Source organism: Ottowia sp., assembly GCF_035325765.1.
Taxonomy (GTDB): domain Bacteria; phylum Pseudomonadota; class Gammaproteobacteria; order Burkholderiales; family Burkholderiaceae_C; genus Ottowia.
Genome location: NZ_DAOKZG010000008.1, coordinates 17814 through 41758 on the forward strand (window position 1 = coordinate 17814; position 23945 = coordinate 41758).

The window sequence follows — 23945 nt, forward strand, 5'->3', positions numbered from 1 at the left end:
CAGACCTCGCACCATGGGCAAGATCACCGGTTTCCTGGAATTCGACCGCATCGAGGAGCCGCACGCGCCGGTCGCCGAGCGCGTCGGGCACTTTCGCGAATTCGTCAGCACGCTGACAGCCGACGCGGCGCGCCAGCAGGCGGCGCGCTGCATGGACTGCGGCGTCCCGTTCTGCAGCCACGGCTGTCCGGTCAACAACATCATCCCGGACTTCAACGATCTCGTGTACCGGGACGACTGGAAGAACGCCTTCCACGTGCTCGACTCGACCAACAACTTCCCCGAGTTCACCGGCCGCATCTGCCCGGCGCCGTGCGAGGCGGCCTGCACGCTCAACATCAACAGCGCGCCGGTCGGCATCAAGTCGCTCGAGCGCGCCATCATCGACCGCGCCTGGGCCGAGGGCTGGGTGCTGCCGCGGCCGGCCCCGCGGCAGACCGGCAGAGCCGTCGCGGTGGTCGGCTCCGGACCCGCCGGCCTGGCGGCGGCGCAGCAGCTCGCGCGCGCCGGCCATGCGGTCACGGTGTTCGAGAAGAACGACCGCCTGGGTGGCCTGCTGCGCTACGGCATCCCCGACTTCAAGCTGGACAAGTCGCACATCGACCGGCGCATCGCGCAGATGCAGGGCGAAGGCGTGGTGTTCCGCCCCGGCGTGCTGGTGGGCGACTGGCCGGCCGAGGGCGCCGCCAGCAGGGTCACCAACCTGGCGCGCGAAACCATCCTCCCCGACCAGCTGCTGCAGAACTTCGACGCCGTGCTGCTGGCCGGCGGCTGCGAGCAGTCGCGCGACCTGCCGGTGCCTGGGCGGTCGCTGCGCGGCATCCACTTCGCCATGGAAATGCTGCCGCAGCAGAACCGCATCGACGCCGGCGACCGTGTCCGGGACGCGATCTCGGCCAAGGGCAGGCACGTCATCGTGATCGGCGGCGGCGACACCGGCAGCGACTGCGTCGGCACCTGCAACCGCCAGGGCGCCGCCAGCGTGACGCAGTTCGAGCTCATGCCCATGCCGCCGCTGCACGAGGACAAGCTGCTCACCTGGCCCTACTGGCCGATCAAGTTGCGCACCAGCGACAGCCACGACGAGGGCGTGCAGCGCGAGTTCGCCATCGCCACGCAGGGGTTCATCGGCCGCAGCGGCCGCGTGCGAGCCCTGAAGACCGTGCAGATCGAGATGCAGGGCGGCCAGCCCACCGAACGGCCCGGCACCGAGCGCGAATGGCCGGCGGACCTGGTGCTGCTGGCCATGGGATTCACCAACCCGGTCGCCGCCGTGCTGGCGGGCTTCGGGGTCGACACCGACCGCCGCGGCAACGCCAGGGCCGGCACCTCCGAGGCCAGCGGCTACCGGACCAATGCGCGCGCCGTGTTCGCGGCGGGCGACATGCGGCGGGGACAGAGCCTGGTGGTGTGGGCGATTCGTGAGGGCCGTCAGGTGGCGCGGGCCATCGACCAATATTTGATGAGTCGCAGCGACCTGCCGCGCTGATCACTGATGCGAAGTTGCGCTCAAACCAATGACGAATGACCTCGCTGCGCTTCGATGACAAATGACAGGCACAGTCATTTGTCATGCCGGCTGCAGCCGGCGGTCATTTGTCATTTCAATACCCGGGCTTGGCGCCCGGTCGGCGCTGCGCAAACAGGCCGGCGCTGCGCGCGCCCTGGCGGCCGAAGCGCTCGCGCCGTGCGCGTTTGGGATCGACACGCAGCGGCCGGTAGAGCTCGACGCGATCGCCGTCGCGCAGCACCTGCCCGACTTCGGCCTTGCGGCCCCACACGCCCAGCAGGCCCGGCGCCGGCTCGTCAAGCCCGGCGGCCACGAGCGCGGCGGCCAGCGTGCTGCCGGCCGGCAGTTGCAACTGACGCGATTCGACCTGGCGCGGCCCGGGCGACCAGGCCACGGTGACGGTGATGCCGGGGCCCGTCGCCATCGTCGAAGCGACTCAGGCAGCCGCCGCGCCGTAGACCTGCTCGGCGCGCTGGACGAAGGCATCGACCAGGCTGCCCGCGATGCGGTCGAACACGGGACCCACCACGGTGGCCAGCATGGTGCTGGAGAAGCCGTAGTCGAGCACCAGGTCGACCCGGCAGGCGCGCTCGCCCTCGGCACCGACCGGGGCGAACGTCCACGTGCCCTCGAGCGTGGAAAACGGCCCCTTCACCAGGTGCAGCCGCACCTCGCGCCCCGCCACGTGCTGGTTGTGCGTGGTGAAGCTCTGGCGCACGCCCTTGAAGGCGATGCCGACCTCGGCCGTCATGCCGTCCTCGCCTTGCTCCAGCACCCGCGCATGGTCGCACCAGGGCAGGAACTCGGGATAGCGCGCGACATCCGTCACCAGCGCGTACATCTCGGGTGCGCTGTACCAGATCAGGACGGACTTGTGGACGGATTTCATAGAATGCCCGTTTGCCCTGGATTGTAGGCAAGGCCCCGGCGCCTGCAGCTTGCATCCGCCGCGGCGCGCCTCATATTGCCAGAATGGCCACGAAAAAGCCCAAACCCGCCAGCAACCCGGTCATCGCGCAGAACAAGAAGGCCGCGTTCAACTATTTCTTCGAGGAGCGCTTCGAGGCCGGCATGGTGCTGCAGGGGTGGGAGGTGAAGGCGCTGCGCGCCGGCAAGGCGCAATTGACCGACGGCTACGTCGTGATCCGCGGCGGCGAACTGTTCGTGATCGGCTGCCAGATCAACCCGCTGGGCACCGCCAGTTCGCACGTGCAGCCCGACGCCGTGCGCACCAAGAAGCTGCTGATGAAGAAGGACGAGATCCAGCGCCTGATCGGCAAGGTCGAGCAAAAGGGCTATACCCTGGTGCCGCTGAGGCTCTACTGGAAGAGCGGCCGCGTCAAGTGCGAGATCGCACTGGCCAAGGGCAAGGCCACGCACGACAAGCGCGAGACGATCAGGGAGCGCGAGGGCAAGCGCGAGGTCGAGCGCGCCCTGAAGCAGCGCGTGCGCTGAGCGGCGGCCTCAGCCGGTCGCTGCCACGCGGCTGGCGCGCTTGCGCTCGTGCTCGCTCAGGTGGCGCTTGCGCAGGCGAATGCTTTTGGGCGTGATCTCGACCAGTTCGTCGTCCTCGATGAACTCCACGCCGTACTCCAGCGTCAGCTCGATCGGCGGCGTGATCTTGATCGCGTCCTCCTTGCCGCTGACGCGGAAGTTGGTGAGCTGCTTGGTGCGCGTGGCGTTCACCACGATGTCGTTGTCGCGGCTGTGGATGCCGACGATCATGCCCTCGTACACCGGGTCGCCCGGCCGCACGAACATGCGCCCGCGGTCGTCCAGCTTGCCCAGCGCGTAGGTGATGATCTCGCCGTTGTCCATGCTGATCAGCACGCCGTTCTTGCGCCCGCCGATCTCGCCCTTGTAGGGTTCGTAGCCGTCGAACAGGTTGCTGATCAGGCCGGTGCCGCGCGTCAGATTGAGGAATTCGTTGGAGAAGCCGATCAGGCCGCGCGCCGGGATGCGGTACTCCAGCCGCACGCGGCCGCGTCCGTCGGGCTGCATGTCCAGCAGCTCGCCCTTGCGCTCGCCCAGCGCCTGCATCACGCTGCCCTGGTGCTGCTCCTCGATGTCGGCGGTGACCAGCTCGATCGGCTCGCACTGCACGCCGTCGACCTCGCGCAGCACCACGCGCGGCTTGGAGACGGCCAGCTCGTAGCCCTCGCGCCGCATTTCCTCCAGCAGGATGGTCAGGTGCAGCTCGCCGCGCCCGGAGACCTCGAACACGCCGTCCTCGCTGGTTTCCTTCACGCGCAGGGCGACGTTGGAGCGCAGCTCGCGCTGCAGCCGGTCCCAGATCTGTCGGCTGGTGACGTACTTGCCCTCGCGCCCGGCCAGCGGCGAGGTGTTGACGCAGAAGTTCATGGTCAGCGTCGGCTCGTCGATCTTCAGCATCGGCAGCGGCTGCGGGCTGGCCGGGTCGGTCAGCGTCTCGCCGATGTTGATGTCCTCGATGCCGCTCGCCAGCACGATGTCGCCCGGCCCGGCCTCGGCCACCTTGATGCGGTCCAGGCCCTGGAAGGTGAGCACCTCGCCGACGCGCGCCTTGTAGCTGGCGCCATCGGGCCCGGCCATCACCAGCACGTCCTGCCCAGGCCGCAGGGTGCCGGTGTTGATGCGGCCGACGCCGATGCGGCCGACGAAGGTGGAAAAGTCCAGCGCCGACACCTGCAGCTGCAGCGGCGCCGCCGGATCGCCCTCGTGCGGTGGCACGTGCTGCAGGATGGTCTCGAACAGCGCCGACATGTCGGGCCCCCACTGCTCGCCCGGCTCGCCCTCGGTGAGCGAGCTCCAGCCGTTGATGCCCGAGGCATAGACCACCGGGAAGTCGAGCTGCTCGTCGCTCGCGCCCAGCTTGTCGAACAGGTCGAAGGCGGCGTTGATCACCTTGTCGGGGTTGGCGCCCGGCTTGTCGACCTTGTTCACCACCACGATGGGCCGCAGGCCCAGCGCCAGCGCCTTCTTGGTGACGAAGCGCGTCTGCGGCATCGGGCCTTCCTGCGCGTCGATCAGCAGCAGCACGCCGTCGACCATCGACAGCGCGCGCTCGACCTCGCCGCCGAAGTCGGCGTGGCCGGGCGTGTCGACGATGTTGATGTGGGTGCCGTTCCAGCTCACGGCGCAGTTCTTGGCCAGGATGGTGATACCGCGCTCGCGCTCGATGGCGTTGCTGTCCATCACGGTGTCGACCACCTTCTGGTGCGCGGCAAAGGTGCCGGACTGGCGCAGCAGCTGATCGACCATGGTGGTCTTGCCGTGGTCGACGTGGGCGATGATGGCGATGTTGCGGATCTGTCTTGCGGTCATGATGGCTGTTGCGGCACGGCGGCCGCGTTCGAGAGTGGGATTTGCAGGATCTGCCCGATTTCCAGCGGGCTCAGCAGGCGGCCGGGAATCAGCTCGCCGGCCTTGACGTGGGCGGTGCCCAGCAGGGCGCGCGGCTCGCTGCCGAACACGGCCACGCGCGCGCTGTCGGGCCAGGGGCCGCGGCGCCGCTGTCCGCTCAGGAAGCGGCCGGCGTCATCTGGCGCCAGGGTGACGGCCTCGTGGTCAGCCAGCAGAGCCTCGGGCGGCAGCAGCCGCGCCAGGCGTTGCGGCTCGTCCAGCGCCTCCAGGGCATCGAGCGTGATGCATCGATCGATGCCGAAGGGCCCGGTGGCGACGCGGCGCAGCGCGCTCAGGTGGCCGCCGCAGCCCAGCGCCGCCCCCAGGTCCTCGCCCAGGGTGCGGATATAGGTGCCCTTGCTGCAGGTCACACGGATGTCGAGCGCGACGCGCCCCGACGCGTCGCGCGTGAGTGCCAGCGCCAGCGCCAGGATGTCGACTTCGCGCGGTGCTCGCTCGACCTCGACGCCGGCGCGCGCGTATTCATACAGGGCCTTGCCGTCCTTCTTCAGCGCGCTGTGCATGGGCGGCAGCTGGGTGATGCGGCCCAGGAACTGCTGGCGCAGCGCCTGCAGCTCGGCTGGCCCGATGGGCGGCACCGGACGCTGCGCGATGCATTCGCCCTCGGCGTCGCCAGTACTGGTCGTGAGGCCCAGGGTCAGCGTGGCGTGGTAGCTCTTGTGGGCGTCCAGGTGCAGGCCGCTGAACTTGGTGGCGGCGCCGAAGCACAGCGGCAGTACGCCGGTGGCGAGCGGGTCCAGCGTGCCGGTGTGGCCGGCCTTCTCGGCGCGCAGCAGCCACCTGGCCCGCTGCAGCGCCTGGTTGCTGGAGAGGCCCAGCGGCTTGTCCAGCAGCAGCACCCCGTGCACCGGGCGCCGCTGCACCCTGGTGCGTGGGGCAGCCATCATGCTCCGTCGGCCTCCTTGGATCGCGACGCGACGGCACGCGCGATCAGGGCATTCATGTCGGCGGCGCGCTCGGTGGTGCGGTCGAACACGAAATGCAGCGTCGGCACGGTGTGGATGTGCAGGCGCTTGAACAGGCCGTTGCGCAGGTGGCCGGCGGCGTGGTTGAGTGCCTCCTCGGTCTCGCGCGGGTCGCCCTTGAGCAGGCTGAAGAACACCTTGGCATGCGCGTAATCGGGCGAGACCTCGACCGCGTTCAGCGTCACCATGCCGACGCGCGGGTCCTTCAGCTCGCGCGCGATCAGCTCCGCCAGGTCGCGCTGGATCTGGCCGGCAATCTGGTAGCTGCGGTTGGGCTTGCTGCTGCGTCTGGGCATGGAAAAGGCGGAGTCAGGACGCGAAGATTACGCAAAAGACGCGCAAGGCAGAAAGAAGTTGAAAGACATTGCAGATTCTGCAGGCCTGCACAAACTGCAGGCTTGCCGAGATCCATTCAACGCATTCCTTTGCGTCCTTCGCGTCACTTTCGCGTCCTTCGCGTCCGGCTGTTCTGCAATCCTCACAGGGTCCGCGCGATCTCCTTGATTTCGAAGAACTCGAGCTGGTCGCCTTCCTTGATGTCGTTGTAGTTCTTCAGCTTGATGCCGCACTCGAAGCCTTCCTTGACCTCTCGCACGTCGTCCTTCAGGCGCTTGAGCGACTCCAGCTCGCCGGTGTAGATCACCACGTGGTCGCGCAGCAGGCGGAAGTGGGCGTCGCGGCGCACCACGCCACTGGTGACGTAGGAGCCGGCCACGGTGCCGATCTTGCTGGCCACGAACACGGTGCGGATCTCGGCCATGCCGATCACCTCTTCCTTCTGCTCGGGCGCCAGCATGCCGCTCATCGCCGCCTTCAGCTCGTCGACGGCGTCGTAGATCACGTTGTAGTAGCGGATCTCGATGTCGTTGGCGTCGGCCAGCTTGCGCGCGCCGGCGTCGGCACGCGTGTTGAAGCCGATGATCAGCGCCTTGGAGGCGATCGCCAGGTTGACGTCGCTTTCGCTGATGCCGCCGACGCCGGAATACACCATCTCGACCTTGACCTCTTCCGTGGACAGCTTCAGCAGCGACGCGGCCAGGGCCTCCTGCGAGCCCTGCACGTCGGCCTTGATGATCAGCGGCAGCGACTTGACCTCGCCCGCCGTCATGTCGGAGAACATGTTCTCCAGCTTGGCGGCCTGCTGACGGGCCAGCTTGGTGTTGCGGAACTTGCCGGCGCGATAGGTGGCGATCTCGCGCGCGCGGCGCTCGTCGGCCATCACCATGAAGTCGTCGCCGGCCTGCGGCACCTCCGACAGGCCCTGGATTTCCACCGGGATCGAGGGACCGGCCGACTTGGTGGGGCGGCCGTCCTCGTCCAGCATGGCACGCACACGGCCCGAGGTCTGGCCCGCCAGCACCACGTCGCCGACGCTCAGGGTGCCCGACTGCACCAGCACGGTGGCGACCGGGCCGCGGCCCTTGTCCAGGCTGGCCTCGATCACGAGGCCCTTGGCCGCAGCTTCCACTGGCGCCTTCAGCTCCAGCACCTCGGCCTGCAGCAGCACGTTCTCCAGCAGCTCGTCGATACCCTGGCCGGTCTTGCTGGAGACCGAGATGAACGGCGCGTCGCCGCCGAATTCCTCGGGCACGACCTCCTCGCCGGCCAGTTCGCCCTTGATCTTCTCGGGGTTGGCCTCGGGCTTGTCGGACTTGGTGATCGCCACCACGATCGGCACGCCGGCCGCCTTGGCGTGCTTGATGGCCTCGCGCGTCTGCGGCATCACGCCGTCGTCGGCGGCCACCACCAGGATCACGATGTCGGTCGCCTGGGCGCCACGCGCGCGCATCGCCGTGAAGGCCTCGTGGCCCGGCGTGTCGAGGAAGGAGATCACGCCGCGCGGCGTCTCCACGTGGTAGGCGCCGATGTGCTGCGTGATGCCGCCGGCCTCGCCCGCCGCCACCTTGGCGCGACGGATGTAGTCCAGCAGCGAGGTCTTGCCGTGGTCGACGTGACCCATCACGGTGACCACCGGCGGGCGCGGCAGCGCCTCGGCGTCCTGCGCCTGCACTTCCTCGTCGGTGAAGGCTTCCGGATCATCCAGTGCCGCCACCAGCGCCTTGTGGCCCATTTCTTCGACCACGATCATGGCCGTGTCCTGGTCCAGCGGCTGGTTGATGGTGACCATCTGGCCCATCTTCATCAGCGCCTTGATCACCTCCGAGGCCTTCACCGCCATCTTGTGCGCCAGTTCGGCCACGGTGATGGTCTCGGGCACGTGCACCTCGAGCACGCGCTGCTCGGCCGGTGCCGCCGCCTCCTGGCGCTCGCCGCGGTCGCGCTCGCCGCGCCGCCCGCGCGGGCCGCCGCGCCAGCCGCCCCGACCGACGCCGCCACTGGAGTCGCCGCGCGTGGGAATGCCCTTCTTCTTCGCCGTCTCGCCAGCCCAGCTGGAAGACAGCTTCGCCGACTTCACCTCCTTGTTGGCGATGGGGGCGGCCGTCTTGGCCGCCGCGCCGGCCTTGCGGGTCGCCGCCTTGTCGCCGACCTTGGCCTCGTCGGGCTTCTTGGCCACCAGCACCTTGCGCGGGGCGGCCATCATTTCGCGGATGGCCTGCGCCTCGGCCAGCGCCTTGCGCCGGCGCTCTTCCTGTTCGCGCGCCTGGGCAGCCTCGTCCTCCGCGCTCGGCGCGGCCACGGCTGGTTCGCTGGCCGGCTCGGGCGCCGCTGCCGGCGCTGGTGCCTCGGCCTCGATGCTGACGGGTGTCGGCTCCGGCGGCGCTTCCTGCGTACGGACCGGGGCCTCGGCCGCGGCCTGCTCGGCCAGCGCCGCCTGCTGCGCCTGCTCCCGTTCGCGGCGCTTCTGCTCCTGCAATTCGGCCTGCAGCTCCAGCAGGCGGGCCTGGCGCCGCGCCTCCTCGTCCCGGCGTGCCTGCTCGGCCGCATCGATGATCGGTGCCGGGGCTGCCGCGGGCGCGCTCGGCTCCGGCATGGCCGGCGCCGGGGCCGGGCTCACGTCGTCCTCGCGCTTGATGAAGGTGCGCTTCTTGCGCACCTCGACCTGGATCGTGCGTGCCTTGCCGGTCGCGTCGGCCTGCTTGATCTCGCTGGTGGTCTTCTTGGTCAGCGTGATCTTCTTGCGTGCCACGCCCGTGCCATGGCTGGTCTGCAGGTAGTGCAGCAGCTGCTGCTTGTCGGCGTCGGTCAGCGCGTCGGAGACCGAGCGCTTGCTCACGCCAGCGGCCTGCAACTGCTCGAGCAGCGCGTCAGCGGGGCGTTTGAGTTCGCTTGCGAATTCGGCAACGGTAATGTTCGTCATAGGTGGTGCAGGTCTCCATGTCCTTACTCTTGGCCGGCGAACCAGTGTTCGCGCGCCTTCAGGATCAGGGCGCTGGCGTCCTCGTCGGACTGCCCGGTGATTTCGGTGAGTTCATCGATGGCCAGGTCGGCCAGGTCGTCACGCGTGCGCACGCCGGCACGCGCCAGCTTGTGGATCAGCTCGGCCGTCAGGCCCGGCAGCTCGCGCAGGTCTTCCGCCACCGACTCCATGCTTTCCTCGCGCGCGATGGCGAGCGTCAGCAGGGCGTCCTTGGCCCGGTTGCGCAGTTCCTCCACGGTTTCCTCGTCGAAGGCCTCGATGTCCAGCATCTCCTGGATCGGCACGTAGGCCACTTCCTCCAGGTTGGTGAAGCCTTCCTCGATCAGGATGTCGGCGATCTCTTCGTCGACGTCGAGCTTCTCCATGAACAGCTTGCGCAGCGTGCCGGTTTCCTCGGCCTCCTTCTGCGCCGACTCGGCCGCGTCCATGATGTTGATCTTCCAGCCCGTGAGCTCGGATGCCAGGCGCACGTTCTGGCCGCCGCGGCCGATCGCGATGGCGAGGTTCTCCTCGTCCACCACCACGTCCATGGCGTGGCGCTCCTCGTCGACCACGATCGACTCGACGTTGGCCGGCGCCAGCGCGCCGATCACGAACTGCGCCGGATCGTCGCTCCACAGCACGATGTCGACGCGCTCGCCCGCCAGCTCGTTGGTGACGGCGTTGACGCGCGTGCCGCGCACGCCGACGCAGGTGCCGATCGGATCGACCCGCCTGTCGTGGCTCAGCACCGCGATCTTGGCGCGGCTGCCCGGGTCGCGCGCGCAGCTCTTGATCTCCAGCAGGCCCTGCTCGATCTCGGGCACCTCGTTGCGGAACAGCTCGATCATGAACTCGGGCGCCGCGCGCGAAAGCAGGATCGCCGCCCCGCGCAGCGTCGGATCGACCTCCATGATCATGGCGCGCACGCGGTCGCCGCTGCGCAGGTTCTCCTTCGGGATCATCTCGCCGCGGCGCAGCCGGCCCTCCACGCGGCCGCTCTCGATGATCAGGTCGCCCTTGTCCATGCGCTTGACGGTGCCGCTGAAGATGCGCTCGCCACGGCTCATGAAGTCGTTCAGCAGCATCTCGCGCTCGGCGTCGCGGATCTTCTGCAGGATCACCTGCTTGGCCGCCATCGCGCCGATGCGGCCGATCGGCACGGATTCGATCGGCTCCTCGATGTATTCGCCCTCCTGGATGTCCGGGATCTGCTCGCGCGCCTCGAACAGCAGGATCTCCTGGTCCGGCAGCTGCAGGCCGGCCTCGTCGGGCACCACGTGCCAGCGGCGGAAGCTCTCGTAGTCCCCGCTCTCGCGGTCGATGGCGACGCGGATGTCCACGTCGCCCTGGTACAGCTTCTTGGTCGCCTGCGCGAGCGCCGCCTCGACGGCACCGAACACCACGTCGCGTTCGACGCTCTTGTCGCGCGAAATGGCCTCAACCAGCATCAACAGTTCGCGATTCATGATTCCACCTGTTCCAAAGCTTGCGGCCTCGGGGCGCCCGGCACCCCGTCAGCCTGCTCCATCCACCCTTTGTTCCGGGTTGCCGGCGCGTGGCCGGCGGCCCTTGAAGTCCACCACCGGCGCCAGCCGCGCCGACGCCAGTTCATCCAGTTCGAAGTCCAGCACCTGCTCGGGCGCCGGAGCGCGCTTGCTGCTCACGCGCTGGCCGGGCTTGAGCCGGGGTTCATCACGCCACACCAGTTGCCAGCCACCGGCGGCCGACTTGCGCAGCTCGCCGCGAAACTTCTTGCGGTTGGGGCTCACCTGCCCGGCCGCGGCCGCGCCGATCGGTGCCTTCAGGGTCACATCGACCCATTCGCCCTGGAAACGTTCAAAATCCAGCGCATGGCGCAGCACGCGATCGATCCCGGGCGAGGACACCTCCAGCCGCGTGTAATCGACCTGCTCGACCTCGAGCACGTATTGCAACTGACGCGTCACGCGTTCGCAATCGTCCACGCCGATCAGCCGCTCCCCGTCAGCGCCGGGCACCCAGGGCCAGTCGATCGTGACGCGCAGCAGCCCGCCGGCGGAACGCTCGAGTTCCACCAGTTCGAATCCGAGCCCGCGCACGGTGCCTTCGATCGTCTGTTGCAGTGTCACCTGATCCTACGGTCCGCGGCTGGCGTCCCGCAAGGAAGCGCCCAGCCAAAAAAAAAGGGCCGGTGAATACCCGCCCGTCTGGTCGTGTGAACCGATGGATTTTACATCAAAAAGACAGCGTTGTCAGCGACTTGCGCGCCCGCGCCGGGGTCTGCCCGGCCACGAAGCGTGTCTCGCCTCGGGGCATCGCGGCACACGGCGCCGGGCCTTCCTGGGCGGGGCCCGAGCAGTGAAAGCACCCACACGGGCGGCGAGCGCGCGGCGCGCGACGACACACAGCCCGGTCTGTCACGCGGCGGCCAGCAGGCTGCGCGTGTAGGGATGGCGCGGCTGCTGCATCACCTGCAGCACCGGACCCTCCTCGACCACCTGGCCGTCCTTCAGCACGATCACCGTGTGTGCCATGGCGCGCACCACGGCGACGTCGTGCGTGATCAGCAGGTAGGCCAGGCCGCGCTCGCGCTGCAGTTGCTGCAGCAGGGCCAGCACCTGCTTCTGGATCGTGACGTCGAGCGCACTGGTGGGTTCGTCCAGCACCAGCAGCTCGGGATCGACGATCAGCGCGCGCGCCAGCGCGATGCGCTGACGCTGGCCACCCGAGAACTCGTGCGGATAGCGCGCCAGCAGGCCCGGAAACTGCGCCGGCGTGAGCCCCACGTCGGCCAGCGCGTTCAGCACCCGGTCGCGGCGCGCGTCGGCGGTCACCTCGGGCGCGTGCACGCGCAAGCCCTCGCCGACGATTTCCTCCACCGTCAGCCGGGGCGACAGCGAGGAGAACGGATCCTGGAACACCACCTGCACGACACGCCGCAGCGGCCGGTCAGCGGTCGCCCGCAGCTTCCAGGCCTGGCCCGCCACCTGCAGCCGGCCGCCGACCTGGCGGCGCGGCAGCAAGCCCAGCGCGGCCTGCGCCAGCGTCGACTTGCCCGAGCCCGATTCGCCGATGACCCCCAGGGTCTGGCCGGGGGCGATGGAAAAATCGGCACCGTGGAGCGCGACGAACTCGCCCTTGCGAAACCAGCCCCGGATGCCGGGCAGGGACGTCGGATACACCACGCGCAGGCCCTGGGCCGCCAGCATCGGTGCACGCGCCACGCCCGGTGGCTGTTCGAGCACGTCACGCACGGGCCGGCTCGCCATCAGCTTGCGTGTGTAGGGATGGCGGGCGGCGGTGAAGATCGCCTCGGTCTCGCCCTGCTCCACCAGGCGGCCGTGCTGCAGCACCGCCACGCGGTCGGCAAAGCGCCGCACCAGGTTGAGGTCGTGCGTGATCAGCAGCACCGCCATGCCGCTTTCGCGCCGCAGCGTCTCCAGCAATTCGAGGATCTGGCCACGCAGGCTGACGTCGAGCGCCGTCGTCGGCTCGTCGGCCAGCAGCAGCCTGGGGGCGCAGGCCAGCGCCATGGCGATCATGGCGCGCTGGCGCTGGCCGCCCGAGAGCTGGTGCGGATAGGCACCGGCGCGGCGCTCCGGCTCCGGGATGCCGGTCTTCGCCAGCAGTTCGATGGCGGCCTGCGCCGCCCGGGCCGGCGCCAGCGCACGCTTGAGCCGCAGCACCTCGGCGATCTGCTCGCCCACGGCCATGAGCGGGTTGAGCGCCGTCATCGGCTCCTGGAAGATCATGGCGATCTGGTCGCCGCGCAGCGCGCGCATCTGGCGTTCCGGCAGGGCCAGCAGCTCGCGCCGCTGTCGTCCGTCGTCGAAGCGCACCTGGCCGCTGACCTGCGCGTCATGGAGCAGACGCAGCAGGGCCAGCGCCGTCACCGTCTTGCCCGAGCCCGACTCGCCCACCAGCGCCAGCTTTTCGCCGGGTGCGATCGAGAACGAAACATCATCGACCACGGTCTTGGCGCCGAAGGCAACACGCAGGCCGTGAATCTGGAGCAGCGCAGAGCTCGTGTCGGTCATGATGAGCATCCGTACGCAGAGGACGCAGAAATCGCGCAGAGGACGCAAAAGATGCGCCTTGGGACTTGCCTGTTCTGCGTCCTCTGCGAATCCTTCGCGTCCTCTGCGTATGGGAGTCCCTTCCCCATCACTGCGCCTTCCTCGGGTCCAGCGCGTCGCGCAGGGCGTCGCCCATGAAGGTGAGCAGCAGCAGCGTCAGCACCAGCACACCAAAGGTCGAGATCGAGATCCACCAGGCGTCGATGTTGTTCTTGCCCTGGGCCAGCAGCTCGCCCAGGCTCGGGGTGCCCGGCGGCACGCCCAGGCCCAGGAAGTCGAGCGAGGTCAGCGCCAGGATGGCGGCGCTCATGCGAAACGGCAGGAAGGTGACCACCGGTACCATGCTGTTGGGCAGGATGTGGCGCCGGATGATCTGCAGGTTGGGCACGCCCAGCGCGCGCGCGCTCTTCACGTAGTCGAGCTGGCGGTTGCGCAGGAACTCCGCGCGCACGTAGTCCGACAGCCCCATCCAGCCGAACAGGCTGAGCAGCACCAGCAGCAGGCCGATGCTGGGCGCCAGGATGGCCGAGAAGATGATCAGCAGGTAGAGCTCGGGCATGGAGCCCCAGATCTCGATGAAGCGCTGGAAGGCCAGGTCGGTCACGCCGCCGAAGAAGCCCTGGATGGCGCCCGCGACCACCCCCAGCAGCACGCCCACCGCCGTCAGCGCCAGGCCGAACAGCACGCTGACGCGAAAGCCGTAGATCAGCTGCGCCAGCAGGTCGCGCCCGCGGTCGTCGGTGCCGAGCCAGTTGTCGCGGCTCGGCGCGCTGGGGTTGGGCGCCTGGGCGAAATAGTTGATGGTCTTGGCCCCATAAGGGTTGGGCGGGTAGATGGCCCAGTTGCCTGGCTTCCCGAGCTGCGCGCGGATATAGGGGTCCAGGTAGTCCGTCTCGGTCTCGAAGTCGCCGCCGAACACCTTCTCCGGGTAGGCCTTGACCAGCGGGAAGTACCACTGGCCCTGGTAGTGCACCAGCAGCGGCTTGTCGTTGGACACCACTTCGGCGAACAGGCTCAGCAGCACCAGCACGCAGAACAGCACCAGGCTGCCGGTGCCCAGGCGATTGCGCCGGAAGCGCAGCCAGGCGCGACGCGCCGGCGACACGCTGGGCGGCGCCGGCGCTGCTGGTGCTGCCTCGGCCTGCTGGCCGCCGATGTCCGGCTCCTGACTTGGCAAGGGCATCACCCGGTGGTTACCATGGCCCTGCTCGAAGCCGGGCTGCTCATTGCCGCGCAAGATCGCGGGTGCGGCCCGCCACGCACCCAGCCGGCCGGCTCCGGCTGGTTCTGGTGCTGCCGATGTTGCGGCGCTCTCAAGGCCATGTTCCCAGTCCACCATCAACGACGTGAGCGAATCTACCACCTGGAGCCAGCACCCCTATCGCGTGCGCAGCAGCACCCTGGTCACCCCCGTGATCAGCGAGCTCTGGCTGAGCCCGAGCGCCGAACCGCTGGCGCACCGCGCGGGCCAGTACGTGCTGCTCGGTGACACCGACTGGCGCGTGCCGCAGCGCTCCTACTCGGTCGCCAATGCGCCGCGGCCGGACGGCGGGATCAGCGTGCTCGTGACCCGGGTCGAAGGCGGGCCGACCAGCACCTGGGCGCACCGGCTGCAACCCGGCGACGAGGTCCTGCTGGAAGGTCCCTACGGCCTGTTCACGACCGCGCCGGACCGCCAGGGGCCGCTGCTGCTGCTCGGCGCCGGCTCGGGCCTGGCGCCGCTGCGGGCCCTGGCGGAGGCCGTCCTGCACGAAGCACCCGGCCGGCCCGTGACGCTGTTCTTTTCCTGCCGCAGTGCCGCCGACCGCATCGGCGCGGCGGAATTCGAGCGCTGGCAGGCCGAGCACCCGCAGTTCCGCTACCTGGACACGCTCACGCGCGAGCCGACGGCGCCGCGTCACGGGCGCCTGCCGCCGCAGCTGGCCGAGGCCGTCGGCGACCTGAGGGGCTGGGAGGTGTTTGCCTCCGGCCCTTCCGGTTTCGTCGTTGCCTGTGCCGAGGCCGCACAGGCCCTGGGCGCCGCGGCCACCGACATCCACACCGAGGAATTCTTCACCGACCCGCAGCCCTGGCTGGGCGACAAGCCCGCCCTGCCCGGCGCATCGAACCCATCAGGAGACCCGGCATGAACGGCAGCCGCATCTACACCAAGCTCGGCGACGACGGCAGCACCGGCCTGCTCTACGGCGGGCGCACCTCGAAGGCGGACCCGCTGATGGAGGCCGTCGGCAGCATCGACGAAACCGTCTCCACGCTCGGCCTGGCGCGCGCCAGCGGCAGCGACGCGGAGCTGAACGCGGCCATTCTGAGCGTGCAGCGTGACCTGTTCGTCGCCGCCGCAGACCTGGTGACCAACCCGCACGCGCGCGAACGCCTGGTACCGGGCATCTCGCTGCTCACGCCCGAAATGGTGGTGCAGCTGGAACGCTTGATCGACGCCCGCATGGCGGCCAAGCCGCTGCGGCCGGTGTTCGTGGTGCCAGGCGCCAACCTCGCCTCGGCCGCGCTCGACATGGCCCGCACCCAGGTGCGGCGCGCCGAGCGCCGCCTGGTGGCCTACGCGCGCAGCGCCCAGCCAGCCGTCGCGGACACTCTCAACCCGCAGGTCGGCATCTACCTGAACCGCGTTTCCGACCTGCTCTACGTGCTGGCGCGCCAGGCCGCCGGCGACGCGGAGGAGCCGGCCAGCCACGATGGCGTGCCGAAAGGGTGAAGGCCACCGTCAGTCGAATTTCACGCGCGGATCGACCCAGACGTAGGTCAGGTCGCTGATCAGCTTGGTCACGAGGCCAATCAGGGTGAACAGGTAGAGCGTGCCCAGCACCACCGGATAATCGCGCCGGATCACGCTCTCATAAGACAGCAGCCCCAGGCCGTCGAGCGAGAACAGCGTCTCGATCAGCAGGGAGCCGGCAAAGAAGGCGCCGATGAAGGCCGCGGGAAAGCCCGTGACGATCGGGATCAGGGCGTTGCGAAACACGTGGCCCCACAGCACCTGGCGCTCGGTCAGGCCCTTGGCACGCGCCGTCAGCACGTACTGCTTGCGGATTTCCTCGAGCATGGAGTTCTTGGTCAGCATGGCGGTGACGGCAAAGCTGCCCAGCACCATCGACGTCACGGGCAGCGTGATGTGCCAGAGGTAGTCGGTGACCTTGCCGACGAGGCTCAGCTCCTCCCAGTTGGCCGAGGTCAGCCCGCGCAGCGGGAACCACTGGAGCTGGCCCCCGAAGACCACCAGCAGCGCCACGCCGAGCACGAAGCCCGGGATGGCGTAGCCGACCAGCACCAGCAGCGTGGTGACGAGGTCGAAGCGGCTGCCGGCGCGCACCGCCTTGGCCACGCCCAGCGGCACGCTGATGCCGTAGCTGATGAAGAAGGTCCACAGGCCGAGGCTGATCGAGACCGGCAGCTTTTCCTGGATCAGCTCCCACACCGCCTTGTTCTGGAAGAAGCTGCGCCCCAGGTCGAAGCGCGCGAACTGGCCCAGCATCTGCAGGAAGCGCTCGGGCGCCGGCTTGTCGAAGCCGTACAGCGCCTTGATCTGCGCAAGCCGCTGCGGGTCGACGCCCTGCGCGCCGCGATAGGCCAGGCCCCCACTCTCGGCGCCGCCGGCGCCACCCACGCCCGCCTTGGCTTCGGCCAGGTACTGCTCCACCGGACCGCCCGGCACGAACTGGATCACCACGAAGGTGAGCAGCAACACCCCCAGCAGGGTCGGCAGCATCAGCAGAAGGCGCTTCAGGATGTAGGCATACACGATGCGCTATAGGATAGCCGGCAAAACGACACGCGCGAGACCCTGCATGAAGCTGAACGTCATTTCGGACCTGCACCTGAGCGTGGGCGGCATGGAGCAGCCCCGCACCGACGCCGACGTGGTGGTGCTGGCGGGCGACATCAGCCGCCCTGCGGCGGCGGTCGACTGGGCGCTGGCCTTCGAGCAGCCGGTGCTCTACGTGATCGGCAACCACGAGTTCTACGGCTCCAGCCTGCCCGAGGTGCGCGCCGAATTTCGCCACCGCTTCGCCGGCACCCACGTGCATCTGCTGGACAACGACGTGCTGGAGCTGGGCGGCGTGCGCTTCATCGGCTCGACCCTGTGGACCGATTTCAGGGCCAATGGCGACGGCGAGAAGCAGGCCGAGGCCATGGCCAAGGCAGCCGGTTTCATGTACGACTTCAAGCGCGTGCGCGTGGACGCGGCGCCCGACGCGCCCATCCTCACGCCCAAGGACACGACACGGCTGTTCGCCGACAACGTGCGCTGGCTCGGCGAGCAGATCGCCCGCCCCTTTGCCGGGCCCACGGTGGTGATCACGCACCACGCGCCCTCGCTCGGCAGCATTCATCCGCGCTTTGCCGGCTCGCCGTTCAACGCCGCCTTCGTCTCCGACGTGGAGTCGCTGATGGATGGCCGGCGCGTGCCGCTGTGGATCCACGGCCACACGCACGACAGCTACGACTACCTGGTCCACGGCACGCGGGTGCTGTGCAACCCGCGCGGCTACGCCAAGGATGGCAGGGTCGAGAACGCGGCCTTCAACCCCGAGCTGGTGGTCGAGGTCTGAGCCGGCGGCTTCACGGCTGGCGCGACCACCAGGTTTCCATGGCCCAGGCCTCGCCCTGGAAATACGGCGGCACCACGTTCGGCATGGCCAGGCGCCAGGCGTTGTAGGCGAGACGATGCACGGGCGAGTACCACTGCGGCAGCAGGTAGTGGCTGTGGCTCACCACGCGCTCGAGCGCGCGGCAGGCGGCCAGGTATTCCGCATGGGTGGCGGCGCCTACCATGTGGCTGATGAGGCTGTCGATGGCCGGACTCCTGACGCCGGCCAGGTTGCCCGAGTCCTCGGTGTCCGCCGCCTGGCTGCCGAACAGGTCGGCGTATTCCTGGCCCGGGTTGGGTGTGCCCTGGTAGGCAATGGTGGTGATGTCGAAGTCGAACTTCTGCAGGCGCTGCTGGTAGAGCGCGAAGTCGACCGGCCGATAGGTGAGCGCAATGCCGAGCTTCTCGAGGTTGCGCTGCCAGGGCGCGATCACGCGCGCCCCGCCCTCGTTGCTGTCCAGGTATTCCAGCACCATCGGCGTGCCGGCGGCGTTCTTCAGCACGCCGTCCTCCACCGTCCAGCCCGCCGAAGCCAGCAGCTGCTGCGCGCGCCGCAGGTTTTCGCGCAGGCCGCCCACCCGCGGATCGTGCGGCTGGTCGGTGCGTGGCGGCTCGAACGCCGGCCCGAAGGCCGCCGGCGGGATCTCGGCGCGAAACGGCTCCATCAGCGCCAGTTCAGCCGCGCTCGGCGTGCCGGTGGCAGCACACTGGGTGTTGCCGAACAGGCCATGCACGCGCCGGTAGGCGTTGTAGAACATCTGCCGGTTCATCCATTCGTAGTCGATTGCCAGGCCCAGCGCCTCGCGCACCCGCAGGTCGGCGAGCAGCGGACGACGCGTGTTCAGCACGTAGCTCTGGAAGCCCGTGGGCAGCTTGTGCCGGAACTCGCCCTTGACCAGTTCCCCGCTCCTGAACTTCGGGCCGTTCACGCGCCGTGCCCAGTCGCCGGCCGAGTAGAACGCCATGAGGTCGAACTCCCCCGCCTTCAGCGCCTCCAGCCGCGCCGTGTTGTCGCGGTAGATCTTGACCAGCACGCGGTCGAAGTTGAAGGTGCCGCGCTTGACGTTGAGATTCCGCGCCCAGTAGTCCGGGTCGCGCTCGTAGGTGATGTCCTTGCCGAATTTCACGGTCCCGATGCGGTAGGGACCGCTGCCGATCGGCGGATCCATCACGACCTGGTCGAACGGCTTGCCCGCGCCCCACTTGTGGCTGAACACCGGCAGCCCCCCCACGGTGAGCGGCAGTTCGCGGTTGGGGCGCCTGAAGCGGTAGCGCAGGGTGCGCTCGTCCAGCACGTCGAGGCCGGCGATGTCAACCAGCAGCGTCTTGTAGGCGGGCGAGGTGTAGGGGCCGACCAGGGTCTCGTAGCTGTACTTCACGTCCTCGGCCAGCACCGGGCTGCCGTCGTGGAAGCGCGCCTCGGGACGCAGGCGAAAGGTCACCGACAGGCGATCGGGCGCCACGCTGACGTCTTCGGCCAGCAGGCCGTAGGCCGCGCCCTCCTCGTCCAGCGAACCGGTCAGCAGGGTGTCGAACATCAGCGTCGCCAGGTAGGTCGGCGCGTTGCCGCGGATCGTGAACGGGTTGTACTTGTCAAAGGTCGAGGCGCGCGAGTTGCCGACCAGGCGGATCTCGCCGCCCTTGGGCGCATCGGGGTTGACGTAGTCGAAGTGGACGAACCCGGGTGGGTACTTCAGGTCGTCCCACAACGCATAGCCGTGCCCGGCCCAGGCGGGCAGGCCGGCGACGCCGGTGAGCACGGCCAGCAGCGGAATCAGCAGGGCACGCATGCGACAATTCTGCCGCTGTTTACCGAGGAGCCAACGCATGACCATCCCAACCGGCTTTCTGACGGGCAAGAAGCTGCTGATCACCGGCGTGCTGTCCAACCGATCGATTGCCTACGGCATCGCCCGCGCCTGCCACCAGCAGGGCGCGCAGCTCGCCTTCAGCTACGTGGGCGAGCGCTTCCGGGACCGCATCACCGAATTCGCGGCCGAGTTCGGCTCCACGCTGGTGTTCGATTGCGACGTCGGCAATGACGCGCAGATCGAGCGGTTGTTCGCCGACCTGGCGCAGGCCTGGCCGAAGTTCGACGGCTTCGTGCACGCCATCGGCTTCGCCCCGCGCGAGGCGATTGCCGGCAACTTCTTCGACGGCCTGTCGCGCGAGAATTACCGCATCGCGCACGACATCAGCGCCTACAGCTTTGCCGGCATGGCCAAGGCGGCCCTGCCCTACCTGAGCGACAAGGCCGCGCTGCTGACGCTGACCTATCTCGGGGCGCTGCGCAGCATCCCGAACTACAACACCATGGGCCTGGCCAAGGCCAGCCTGGAGGCCAGCGTGCGCTACATGGCCGAGGCCCTGGGCGGGCGTGGCGTGCGCGTGAATGGCATCAGCGCCGGCCCGATCAAGACGCTGGCCGCCAGCGGCATCAAGGATTTCGGCAAGCTGCTCGGCTATGTGGCGAGCGCCTCGCCCCTGCGGCGCAACGTGACGATCGAGGACGTGGGCAACGTTGCGGCCTTCCTGCTCTCCGACCTGGCTGCCGGCGTCACCGCCGAGATCACCTATGTCGACGGCGGCTTCAGCCAGACGGCGGGGCTGTCGGCCGATATGGTCGGTTGACGCGCGGCCCGGCGCACGTGGGTCGCGTCAGCGATTCCCACCGCATCACCCGCCACGGCCACGCCAGTGCATGCGGTTGAACCCGCTGCCCCGTGCTGCGCAGCCGCTCGGGCGCCATCCACGCGGCGGCGGGGCGTACCCGACCGCCGCGCGTCCGGCCGGTGCAGGCGAATCCGCTGCAATTCTCCCGTGATCGGCGAGGCGCGGAAAAGTTAATACAATTTTTGTATGCCATTGTCCGAATCCCTGATCTGGTCGGCCCTGCTCGGCTCGCTGCTGAGCGTGACCATCTTCACCGCCGCCCGGGTCGTCATGGCACCACACAGTGCGGGAGCGTGGCGCGGCCTCACCTATGTATTGCTGATCAGCGCCGTGCTGGCGATCCACAGCAATCTCACGCACGGACTCTGGCACCTGCCGTCGTCCCGGAAGACACAAGCCTGGCTGCAGGCCTTCATGGGCCCGCTCGCGGCCGGCGTGACGCTGTTCTACCTGGGCAAATGGATGGGGGCGCTGCGCTCGGACCGCCTGCTGCGCTACGCGACCCAGGGCGGCGGCCTGCTGCTGTGCGTGTGCGCACTGGTGCTGGCCGCATTCGGCCTGGCGCAGACGCCGGCGTCGCTGGCGCGGTGGCTCTGGCTGGTGGCGGCGATCTCGCTCGTCGGCGCGCTGCTGGGCGTGCTGGCCTGCCTGCGTGCCCTGGTGCTCGGCGACCGACTGGCGCGCTGGATGCTCGTGGCCTGCAGCATCCTCACGGTAATGACGGCCAGCATGTACGCCTATTCGCTCCAGCTGTTCGATGCCGGGGCCTTCCTCGCCGGGCTGACCAGCCTGACCGCGCTTGCATTCTTCGTCATGGCCACGGTCCTGGTGGAGGAGCGCAACCGCGACACCCGGCGCCTGGCGCGGCTGGCGGGCGCGGATTTCTCGATCGAACCGGCGACCGGCCTGTCGATCGGCGCCAGTTTCGTGTCCCAGGTGGAGCACGAGTTCTGGCGCATGCGGCGGCGCAACGGCCAATGCGCGGTCCTGTGCGCCTACCTGCACAACCTGCGCGAAGTCGGCAGTGTGATGGACGCCACCTCCGAGTACCAGGTCCTGGTGGCGATGGCGGCCCGCGTGAGCCGCGCGGCCGGCGTTCGCCCCACGGTGGGCCTCTACCATCCGCAGTGTTTCGTGGTGGTGATCGACGTGGATCGCAATCGCGAGCTGCCCGATCTGGTACAGCAGCGCCTGCATACGCTGGCCTGCGAGCCGATGATGGTGCAGCAGGCCGATGGCACCGCCTGCCAGCTCGCGCCCCAGGTCAGCCTGGCCATGACCGTGACCGATGCCAGCCGCCAGAACGCCCTGCAGGTGCTCAACGCCACCGAGGCGGCCGCACAACGCGCGCGCCCGCTCGCGCCCCAGTCGGAAATCGACACCCTGCCCGGTGTTCCATTCAGCTGACGTGAAACACCCCCCATGTCGCTGCGCTCCTTCCCCCAGGGGGGACGCACCCAGTGGCCAGGGAAACCCCGACCACGGGTGCCCGCGCCTGGCCGGCTCCGCGGCCATCGGAGTGGTGTCGTTTCATGCGCTGCGGTTGGCGCATCGCGTCATGGACAACTGATATGAATTGACAGGGGACTTGGGTTCGATTGACGACTTGGGTTCAGTTGACAAATGACAGATGACTTCACTGCGCCTCGATGACCGGGAAAGTCATTTCGTCATTGCATCATGCCGGCAGGAGCCGGCACCATCTTTCACCCTTCTGAACGCTGCGCAGCAAGGGTTGCCCGTGCGACCCGACCCACCGCGCCGCACTCACACCCGCTCCAGCACCAGCGCGATGCCCTGACCCACGCCGATGCACATGGTGCACAGCGCGTAGCGCCCGCCCAGCACCTGCAACTGGCTGACAGCCGTGGTCGCGAGGCGCGCACCGGACGCGCCCAGCGGGTGGCCCAGCGCGATGGCGCCGCCCCAGGGGTTGACGCGCGGATCGTCATCGGCCACGCCCAGGTCGCGCAGCACCGCGAGGCCCTGGGCCGCGAAGGCCTCGTTCAGCTCGATCACGTCGATCTGCCCGAGCGACAGGCCGGTGAGCTGCAGCACCTTGCGCACCGCCGGTGCCGGACCGAAGCCCATGATGCGGGGCGCCACGCCCGCCACCGCCATGCCGAGCACGCGTGCGCGCGGCGTCAGGCCGTATTGCCGGGCGGCCGCCTCGCTCGCCAGCAACAGCGCGCAGGCACCGTCGTTGACGCCACTGGCATTGCCGGCCGTGACCGTGCCACCTTCGCGCACGATCGGCTTGAGCGCGGCCAGCGCCTCCAGCGACGTGCTGCGCGGGTGCTCGTCCTGGCTCACGACGGTCGCGTCGCCCTTCTTGCGCGGGATCGTCACCGGCACGATCTCATGGGCAAGATGCCCAGCCGCGATGGCGGCGGCGGCCTTCTGCTGGCTCGCCAGCGCCATGCGGTCCTGCGCCACGCGCTCGATCTTGAAGTCATCGGCCACGTTCTCGGCTGTCTCGGGCATGGAATCGATGCCGTACTGGGCCTTCATCAGCCGGTTGACGAAGCGCCAGCCGATGGTGGTGTCGTAGACGGCATTGGCGCGGCTGAAGGCGCTCTCCGCCTTGGGCATGACGAAGGGCGCGCGGCTCATGCTCTCGACCCCGCCGGCCAGCACCAGGCGCGCCTCGCCGGACTTGATGGCGCGCGCCGCGGAGCCCACCGCATCCAGCCCCGAGCCGCACAGGCGGTTGATGGTGGCGCCCGGCACCTCGGTCGGCAGGCCCGCCAGCAGCGCCGCCATGCGCGCCACGTTGCGGTTGTCCTCGCCCGCCTGGTTGGCGCAGCCGTACAGCACATCATCCAGCGCGGTCCAGTCGACGCCCGGGTTGCGCTGCACCAGCGCGCGGATCGGCACGGCACCGAGATCGTCGGTGCGCACGCTGGCAAGCGCGCCGCCATAGCGGCCAAAGGGCGTGCGGACGGCGTCGCAGATGAAGGCTTCTGGCATCGGATACTCCTCGCAAGGGTTAACGAAACGGTTCGTGCAGGGCCGGTTTCCAGGTGGCCGACCCGACGCCCGCGACCGGCGCGGCCAACGCCGCATGCCGGAGGCCGGGCACGGTGTCGGCCCGGCTCAGGCACTGGACATGCACCCGAGCGTACACAGTTCGGTGTGGATGCGCTTGATGCGGGCCAGACCCTCGCGCGCGTCGCTGCAGCATGCCACGCCCCTGGGCTCGCCCGACCGGGTGAGCCGGTCCATCCGCACCCAGGGCTGGTGCGCACGGATCGCCAGGTGCATGGTCCCGCCCCCGGCCCGGATGGAACCTGGCGCGCCCGAGCTCCAGTGGGCCGGGTCGCCCGCGCCCGACACCCGGAGCCCACCCGGCCACTCGCCAGCCGCACCGCCCGCCCGTGTTCGCCACTGCCCGCGTGTTGCTGGCCGCCGTGGGCTCGGGTGCGGCGTGGGG

At 69.1% G+C, this 23945-nt stretch carries 20 protein-coding genes; 7 read left to right on the plus strand and 13 right to left on the minus strand.

The window, feature by feature from the left end:
• Positions 1-13: 13 nt before the first annotated feature.
• Positions 14-1489: a glutamate synthase subunit beta gene (locus PKA16_RS04710; RefSeq protein WP_324400906.1), complete on the plus strand. Its 1476-nt coding sequence runs from the start codon at positions 14-16 to the stop codon at positions 1487-1489.
• Positions 1490-1604: 115 nt separating this feature from the next.
• Here PKA16_RS04710 and PKA16_RS04715 read toward each other — a convergent pair whose 3' ends face one another.
• Together PKA16_RS04715 and PKA16_RS04720 are read right to left on the minus strand one after the other, a co-directional pair.
• The gene (locus PKA16_RS04715) at positions 1605-1934 is read right to left on the minus strand and encodes an RnfH family protein (RefSeq protein WP_324400908.1); all 330 of its coding nucleotides are present in this window, start codon (positions 1932-1934) and stop codon (positions 1605-1607) included.
• Positions 1935-1946: 12 nt separating this feature from the next.
• Positions 1947-2399: a type II toxin-antitoxin system RatA family toxin gene (locus PKA16_RS04720; RefSeq protein WP_324400910.1), complete on the minus strand. Its 453-nt coding sequence runs from the start codon at positions 2397-2399 to the stop codon at positions 1947-1949.
• 83 nt (positions 2400-2482) lie between these two features.
• Between PKA16_RS04720 and smpB the strand changes: the two genes are divergently transcribed.
• Positions 2483-2965, plus strand: a complete 483-nt coding sequence (smpB, locus tag PKA16_RS04725; protein ID WP_324400912.1) for an SsrA-binding protein SmpB — start codon at positions 2483-2485, stop codon at positions 2963-2965.
• 9 nt (positions 2966-2974) lie between these two features.
• Here smpB and typA read toward each other — a convergent pair whose 3' ends face one another.
• The 8 genes from typA to PKA16_RS04765 all read right to left on the minus strand — a co-directional run bounded on the left by typA (position 2975) and on the right by PKA16_RS04765 (position 14416).
• On the minus strand, positions 2975-4813 hold the full coding sequence (typA, locus tag PKA16_RS04730) for a translational GTPase TypA (protein ID WP_324400914.1): 1839 nt from the start codon (positions 4811-4813) through the stop codon (positions 2975-2977).
• Positions 4810-5796, minus strand: coding sequence for a tRNA pseudouridine(55) synthase TruB (truB, locus tag PKA16_RS04735; protein ID WP_324401022.1), 987 nt, complete (start codon positions 5794-5796; stop codon positions 4810-4812). Before truB ends, typA begins: the two co-directional genes overlap by 4 nt.
• A complete protein-coding gene (rbfA, locus tag PKA16_RS04740; protein WP_324400916.1) occupies positions 5796-6173 on the minus strand; it encodes a 30S ribosome-binding factor RbfA in 378 nt (125 codons plus the stop codon). The genes truB and rbfA overlap by 1 nt, the downstream gene beginning before the upstream one ends.
• Before the next feature lie 182 nt (positions 6174-6355).
• Positions 6356-9136, minus strand: a complete 2781-nt coding sequence (gene infB / locus PKA16_RS04745; protein WP_324400918.1) for a translation initiation factor IF-2 — start codon at positions 9134-9136, stop codon at positions 6356-6358.
• Positions 9137-9159: 23 nt separating this feature from the next.
• Complete coding sequence (gene nusA / locus PKA16_RS04750; protein WP_324400920.1) at positions 9160-10644, minus strand: transcription termination factor NusA; 1485 nt, start codon at positions 10642-10644, stop codon at positions 9160-9162.
• A gap of 48 nt (positions 10645-10692) precedes the next feature.
• On the minus strand, positions 10693-11286 hold the full coding sequence (rimP, locus tag PKA16_RS04755; protein WP_324400921.1) for a ribosome maturation factor RimP: 594 nt from the start codon (positions 11284-11286) through the stop codon (positions 10693-10695).
• 288 nt (positions 11287-11574) lie between these two features.
• Positions 11575-13194: a dipeptide ABC transporter ATP-binding protein gene (locus PKA16_RS04760; protein WP_324400923.1), complete on the minus strand. Its 1620-nt coding sequence runs from the start codon at positions 13192-13194 to the stop codon at positions 11575-11577.
• A 127-nt stretch (positions 13195-13321) separates the two neighbouring features.
• Entirely contained in the window at positions 13322-14416 is a 1095-nt protein-coding gene (locus tag PKA16_RS04765) for an ABC transporter permease (RefSeq protein WP_324400925.1), read from the minus strand.
• A gap of 163 nt (positions 14417-14579) precedes the next feature.
• Here PKA16_RS04765 and PKA16_RS04770 point away from each other — a divergent pair, with 163 nt between their 5' ends.
• Both PKA16_RS04770 and PKA16_RS04775 read left to right on the plus strand, forming a co-directional pair.
• Complete coding sequence (locus tag PKA16_RS04770) at positions 14580-15362, plus strand: FAD-binding oxidoreductase (RefSeq protein ID WP_324400927.1); 783 nt, start codon at positions 14580-14582, stop codon at positions 15360-15362.
• Complete coding sequence (locus PKA16_RS04775; protein WP_324400928.1) at positions 15359-15946, plus strand: cob(I)yrinic acid a,c-diamide adenosyltransferase; 588 nt, start codon at positions 15359-15361, stop codon at positions 15944-15946. The genes PKA16_RS04770 and PKA16_RS04775 overlap by 4 nt, the downstream gene beginning before the upstream one ends.
• Positions 15947-15955: 9 nt before the next feature.
• Here the strand turns inward: PKA16_RS04775 and PKA16_RS04780 are convergent, their stop codons facing one another.
• Complete coding sequence (locus PKA16_RS04780; protein ID WP_324400930.1) at positions 15956-16990, minus strand: ABC transporter permease subunit; 1035 nt, start codon at positions 16988-16990, stop codon at positions 15956-15958.
• A gap of 46 nt (positions 16991-17036) precedes the next feature.
• Between PKA16_RS04780 and PKA16_RS04785 the strand changes: the two genes are divergently transcribed.
• Positions 17037-17801 (plus strand): metallophosphoesterase, encoded by a 765-nt coding sequence (locus PKA16_RS04785; RefSeq protein ID WP_324400932.1) that lies wholly within the window; start codon positions 17037-17039, stop codon positions 17799-17801.
• 10 nt (positions 17802-17811) lie between these two features.
• Here the strand turns inward: PKA16_RS04785 and PKA16_RS04790 are convergent, their stop codons facing one another.
• On the minus strand, positions 17812-19629 hold the full coding sequence (locus PKA16_RS04790) for an extracellular solute-binding protein (protein ID WP_324400934.1): 1818 nt from the start codon (positions 19627-19629) through the stop codon (positions 17812-17814).
• 37 nt (positions 19630-19666) lie between these two features.
• Between PKA16_RS04790 and fabI the strand changes: the two genes are divergently transcribed.
• Together fabI and PKA16_RS04800 are read left to right on the plus strand one after the other, a co-directional pair.
• A complete protein-coding gene (gene fabI / locus PKA16_RS04795; protein ID WP_324400936.1) occupies positions 19667-20470 on the plus strand; it encodes an enoyl-ACP reductase FabI in 804 nt (267 codons plus the stop codon).
• 228 nt (positions 20471-20698) lie between these two features.
• Positions 20699-21919 (plus strand): hypothetical protein, encoded by a 1221-nt coding sequence (locus PKA16_RS04800; RefSeq protein WP_324400938.1) that lies wholly within the window; start codon positions 20699-20701, stop codon positions 21917-21919.
• A 360-nt stretch (positions 21920-22279) separates the two neighbouring features.
• Here the strand turns inward: PKA16_RS04800 and pcaF are convergent, their stop codons facing one another.
• A complete protein-coding gene (pcaF, locus tag PKA16_RS04805; RefSeq protein ID WP_324400940.1) occupies positions 22280-23482 on the minus strand; it encodes a 3-oxoadipyl-CoA thiolase in 1203 nt (400 codons plus the stop codon).
• Positions 23483-23945 lie beyond the last annotated feature (463 nt).